Raw genomic sequence first — 5569 nt, 5'->3', positions numbered from 1 at the left:
CATTTAGTATTAAGATATGAGTATTAAGAATTAAGACTTTATATGCTGATTTATATGTTTTATAATCTTTTTTCTATCCGTTAAATAATCAAACCAAATGGCATTTTCAGTTCGTTTAAACCAAGTCAATTGGCGTTTGGCAAATCTTCGCGTATTTTTCTTGATTTCTTCAATGGCATTGCCGAGCAGTCGGGAATCTTCAATATTGGAATCAAAATAATCAAATAATTCACGGTAACCTACAGTTTGTAATGCATTTAAAGCTCGGTTTGGGTATAATCTTTCAGCTTCCGCTACTAGTCCTTGATTAATCATATTGTCAACACGTTGATTAATCCTTTCATATATAACTTCTCTGTTAGCTTCAATACCAATTAAAATAGGAGTAAAGCTTCGTTCGTTTTTCTTCTGACCTAAAAAACTCGAATACGGTTTTCCTGTGCCAAGGCAAACTTCTACAAAGCGTTTCATTCGTTGCGGATTTTGTAATGTTTGTGGGTTTTCGCAGTATAGTTTTTGGAAAAAATCATTATCTAATTCCTTTAACTTATTTTGCAGATAATCTATTCCAAATAACTCAAAATCAGCATTTAATTGTTCTCTTACAGTATCTTTAATCTCAGGAAAATCATCAAAACCTTTCAGCACCGCATCAACAAATAAACCTGAACCGCCAACCATAATTTGGATATTATTTTTTAAAAATAATTCGTCTAATTTGGCAGTGGCTTCATTTTCAAAATCGCCTACTGAGTAATTTTCAAAGATGGATTTGTTTTGAATAAAATGATGTTTGGCGGCAATTAATTCTTCGTCTGATGGTACTGCCGTTCCGATTGTCATTTCTTTATAAAATTGTCGACTATCGCACGAAATAATATCACAATTGAAATGTTGCGCCAATGCAATACTCAGAGATGTCTTCCCAATGGCCGTTGGACCAATGATTGTGATTAAATAATTCATTAAAATTTGACAATTTTCATTACTTTATTACTTCTTAAATAGCATTGAATTATAGTTCTAGTATCACGATTATTTTGCATAGTAATAATAATATTTTTTAGAATTTCAACATTATTGATTTGATAATTTAAATCAAAAAAACAATATCCTTTATAAATTCCGTTTTCAATCAAAACAGCACTGCGTTCATCAACTGTTCTGCCTCTGTCAATGACGACCATGTTTTCGTTTTGAAACTTCATCTTATGAACGAATTCCTCCACACGTTGATTATATATTTCTGGAAGTTCTTTGCCTAAACAAGCTCCATTACATTCTTTTATTTTATGTTGAAAACAACCATTTTTCGTATCATATAAACCATTTATTTTTTGACATAAATGGTATTCGGCTGTAATCTTGAACAACAAATTTTTTCCTTCCTGAATGCTTGTAAATGAAGTAATCTCTTTTTTTCGTCCATCTGCCTTTTGGATTTGTAAAGCTAAATAACCCTGTGTATCTTTCTCTACATATAAAGCATATTGAAAAATACTCTTACGTTGCGCTCTGTTATAAATGGGTTTGTTAATTTTAATTTCTTCGCTTTCTTTTAACAAAGCAATCAATTCACTTCCAGTTTCTTCATAAGTTACTGCAAAAACTTCCAATTGAATTTTTTTAGCTTTTCTGGAAGTTCCTGTAAAATGTTGGTTTACTCTTTTTTTGATGTTTTTGCTTTTGCCTATATAAATCATATCCCCTTTTTCGTTATGGATATAATAAATTCCTGTTCTGCTTGGCAAACTTTCAACTAAATCTAACAATTTTGGTGACAACCCTCTCTTAATCTCAGCTTTTATTAGACTGATAAGAATTTCTTTTTCAGTGTCTTTTGCCAATAGCATTTTGAATAATTTTACTGTTGCCATAGCGTCTCCACTGGCTCGATGTCTATCTGTTACTGGGATTCCCAATGCACGAACCAATTTACCTAAACTATATGAAACTTGTCCGGGAATTAATTTTTGAGATAATTCAACGGTACAAAGAGTGGGTTTTACAAAATCATACCCTAATCGATTAAACTCAGTTCGCAAAATTCTATAATCAAATGAAGTATTATGTGCTACTAAAATGCAATCTTTAGTGATTTCTACAATACGTTTGGCCACTTCATGAAATTTTGGAGCAGAACGCAACATAGCATTATTGATTCCCGTTAATTTTACCACAAAAGGTTGTATCGGTTTTTCAGGATTAACCAAACTAATGAATTGGTCAATTACTTCATGACCATCAAATTTATAAATGGCGATTTCGGTAATTCCTTCTTCATTGAATTGCCCTCCAGTGGTTTCTATGTCGAGTATTGCGTACATTTTCAATATCAATATCAAAAATCAATTTCAATAGCAATAACAAGTTTCAATATTGAATTTTGCCATTGATATTGACATTGACATTGAATCATTTTTTATTAATTATCATTTTTGAAGCTATTGCTATTAATTCTTCAACTTCTTTTAAAAGCAACGCTCTACTATTTTCGTCTCCTTCTTTAATATAGTTTAATATTTTTAAAGAATTTCGAGATTCTTTTAACTCTTTTACTGATAAACCAACTTTAAAAACAAAATCTCTATCACTAATTGTTCCTTGAGCTTCTCCAAAATTTAATGATGAACTTCCAGAAGATCTAATTAATTGATTTTTGTAATATTCATTTTCAAAAGACTTGTTCAAATTTCTTGTGTAGAAAATACATTCTCCAGCAAAACGGACTAATCGATCTTCAAAATTGAATATTTTCTCGCTAAAAATATGATTTTCTTCCATTATTTAATTTTATGAAATTTAAAATTCCAATTGATATTGTAATTGATTTTTTGAAATTGCAATTGATATTGACTACCTTCCACCAAATATACTACTTCCAATGCGAACCATAGTACTGCCACATTCAATAGCAAGTTGATAATCTCCTGACATTCCCATGGAGAGTGTTTCAAGTTTCAAGTTTGAGGTTTCAAGTTTTTTATATTGGTCAAAAATTGATTTCAAATGGTTAAACTCTCTTTTAATTTGCTCATGATTATCAGTAAAAGTAGCCATTCCCATTAAACCAACTATTTTAATATTTGTCATTCCGTTTTTGTCATTCTTAACGAAGTGAAGAACCTCTTCCAATTCATTTTCATCAAGACCAAATTTTGTTTCTTCTTCGGCAATGTGAATTTGCAATAAGCAATTAATGCTTTTTCTCCAGCGAACGGCTTGACGATTGATTTCTTTCAATAATTTCAAACTGTCTACTCCGTGTATCAATTTCACATACGGAACCATATATTTCACTTTGTTGGATTGTACATGACCAATCATATGCCACTCAATATCTTTTGGCATTTGCTGCCACTTTTCGGTCATTTCCTGGATTTTATTCTCACCAAAAATGCGTTGACAAGCATGGTAAGCTTCCATTAAATCTTCGACTGGTTTGGTTTTGGAAACTGCCACGAGTGTAACGTTTTCTGGAAGTTGGGATTTTATTTTTAGAAGGTTATCTTGTATTGACATTTTATTTATTTTTATCATATTAATGGAACACAGATATAAGAAATTATAGAAATTTTTAAAATTTTATTGATTTTTTTATCTGTGTTTTTAAAATAAACATTCTATTTCTTTTCTAAATGTTCTATTTTATAAAATCTACAATTCATAAACTATCAGTCCACTTCTGAATTTAGGTTCGATGTACGTACTTTTTGGAGGCATTATTAAATCGTTATCTGCCAATGCTTTTATCTCTGATATATCAGAAGGATATAACATAAAACCAACTTCAAATTCGCCTTCGTCCACCAATTCTTTTATCGTAGCGATGGATTGTTTTCCCGGAATGTATTCTATACGTTCGTCGTTTCGTAAATCTTCTATTGCTAGTAAGGGTTGCAAAACTTTAGCGTACAAAATTTGTGAATCAAGGTTTTCTAGGATATTTTCCCTCGACTTCGCTTGGGAGGACAAAGCAGTGCTTTCTTGCTTATAAAACAAAGCGTAAAAATGACCGTCAAGATACATTCCAAATTCAAATTTGCTTTGTGGTTTCCATAATTCTTGTTCTTTATCTTTGATGATAAAATGTTCTGAAAGTTTTTCGAGAAAATCGTCTTTGGAATAGCCATTCAAATCGCGGATAATTCGGTTGAATTCATAAATTTTGACCTGACTTTCAGCAATTAAGAAACTCATAAAATAGTTCAAATTCTCATTCCCTAGATGCTTGTCTTCATCATAAAGCATTTCCGCAGAAGCCGAACGGTGATGTCCATCTGCAATATATAATTCGGGAATACTTTCAAATTGTTTGATTAGCCATTGAATTTCTTCATCACTATCAATTTTCCAAAGCTGGTGTTTCTCTTTATTCGTTGTGGAATAATTGTAAATAGGATGGCTTTTTTTCTTTTCAGCAATCCATGAGTTCAAAGTTTCATTATCTGGATAAGTGATTAAAACGGGTTCGGTATTGAAACCTGTTTGATGCAAATAATCCTTGAAATATTCCACGCGATATTGCAACGTATCTTCGTGTTTTTTGATGACATTGTTTTTATAATCTTCTAAGGAAGTTCCTGCCACAATTCCGGTGAATGATTGGGTTTTAGTTTTTATTTCATATAAAAAGAAAACAGGTTTTTCTTCTTCCATAAAAACGCCATCCTCTTTAAAATCTAGGTATTTATGAGCCACACCTTTAAAACGTTTGTCTAAAGTGATTTTTTGCGAATGCACATAGGCGGGATGAATAACGTGTAAAAACGAATACGGATTAAAACTCAACCAGGCCGCAAGCTCAGCCGAACTGTAATCATCATAGTTTCTACAAGTCACCAACCCAATTTTATCTGGAGTGGGGCGAACGGCTTTAAAGGGAATAATTTTGCTCATATTACTTAACCATGAAGGTCAATAAGTTTTTCACGAAGGTCACGAAGATTTTTGTGTGTTTTGTGCCTTCTTCGTGCGCTTTGTGGTTAAAATTTTATATAAACTGCTTTGAAACTTTCTCTGCTTTTTTACTTTCCGAATAATCATAAAAACCTTCTCCCGATTTTACGCCTAATTTTCCAGCCATTACCATATTTACTAAAAGTGGGCAAGGAGCATATTTTGGATTTTTAAATCCGTCGTACATTACATTTAAAATGGATAGACAAACGTCCAACCCAATAAAATCGGCTAATTGCAATGGTCCCATGGGATGCGCCATTCCGAGTTTCATTACGGTATCAATCTCGCTAACACCAGCAACACCATTGTATAAAGTTTCAATACTTTCGTTAATCATGGGCATCAAAATTCTGTTGGCTACAAAACCAGGATAGTCGTTTACTTCGGTTGGTGTTTTACCAAGTTTAACAGACAAATCCATAATAATTTTTGTTACTTCATCAGAAGTGTTGTAACCCCGAATAATTTCAACTAATTTCATTATTGGCACCGGATTCATAAAATGCATTCCAATTACTCTCTCTGGATGAACCACTTGTGCCGCTATTTGTGTAATAGAAATGGAAGAAGTATTGGTTGCTAAAATCACATTATGATTGCAAACTTC

6 protein-coding genes are annotated in these 5569 nt (G+C 32.1%); all 6 read right to left on the bottom strand.

Annotated features, from left to right (window positions below; genetic code table 11):
- Positions 1–30: 30 nt before the first annotated feature.
- Positions 31–966 carry a tRNA (adenosine(37)-N6)-dimethylallyltransferase MiaA gene (gene miaA, locus ACK5ON_RS10005; RefSeq protein ID WP_409822111.1) on the bottom strand — a complete coding sequence of 312 codons (936 nt, stop codon included), beginning with the start codon at positions 964–966 and terminating at the stop codon, positions 31–33.
- Positions 966–2327, bottom strand: coding sequence for an exonuclease domain-containing protein (locus ACK5ON_RS10000; protein WP_396175860.1), 1362 nt, complete (start codon positions 2325–2327; stop codon positions 966–968). The genes miaA and ACK5ON_RS10000 overlap by 1 nt, the downstream gene beginning before the upstream one ends.
- A gap of 88 nt (positions 2328–2415) precedes the next feature.
- Positions 2416–2784, bottom strand: coding sequence for a four helix bundle protein (locus ACK5ON_RS09995; RefSeq protein WP_409822108.1), 369 nt, complete (start codon positions 2782–2784; stop codon positions 2416–2418).
- Positions 2785–2856: 72 nt separating this feature from the next.
- Positions 2857–3522 carry a YggS family pyridoxal phosphate-dependent enzyme gene (locus tag ACK5ON_RS09990; RefSeq protein WP_409822106.1) on the bottom strand — a complete coding sequence of 222 codons (666 nt, stop codon included), beginning with the start codon at positions 3520–3522 and terminating at the stop codon, positions 2857–2859.
- A gap of 135 nt (positions 3523–3657) precedes the next feature.
- Complete coding sequence (locus ACK5ON_RS09985; RefSeq protein ID WP_409822104.1) at positions 3658–4899, bottom strand: DUF1015 domain-containing protein; 1242 nt, start codon at positions 4897–4899, stop codon at positions 3658–3660.
- A gap of 94 nt (positions 4900–4993) precedes the next feature.
- Positions 4994–5569: 3-hydroxyacyl-CoA dehydrogenase family protein (locus tag ACK5ON_RS09980; RefSeq protein WP_409822102.1), on the bottom strand; the 576-nt coding region annotated here is incomplete at its 5' end.

Origin of the sequence: Flavobacterium sp. (assembly GCF_046317795.1) — a bacterium.
In the GTDB taxonomy this organism is placed as follows: Bacteria; Bacteroidota; Bacteroidia; order Flavobacteriales; family Flavobacteriaceae; genus Flavobacterium.
Note: the sequence above shows the minus strand (reverse complement) of the source record. Positions and strands in the feature narration are given on the sequence as shown.

Coding starts and splice junctions, on each gene's coding strand:
- miaA (WP_409822111.1), bottom strand. CDS start 966: ATGAATTATTTAATCACAATCATTGGTCCAACGGCCATTGGGAAGACA.
- ACK5ON_RS10000 (WP_396175860.1), bottom strand. CDS start 2,327: ATGTACGCAATACTCGACATAGAAACCACTGGAGGGCAATTCAATGAA.
- ACK5ON_RS09995 (WP_409822108.1), bottom strand. CDS start 2,784: ATGGAAGAAAATCATATTTTTAGCGAGAAAATATTCAATTTTGAAGAT.
- ACK5ON_RS09990 (WP_409822106.1), bottom strand. CDS start 3,522: ATGTCAATACAAGATAACCTTCTAAAAATAAAATCCCAACTTCCAGAA.
- ACK5ON_RS09985 (WP_409822104.1), bottom strand. CDS start 4,899: ATGAGCAAAATTATTCCCTTTAAAGCCGTTCGCCCCACTCCAGATAAA.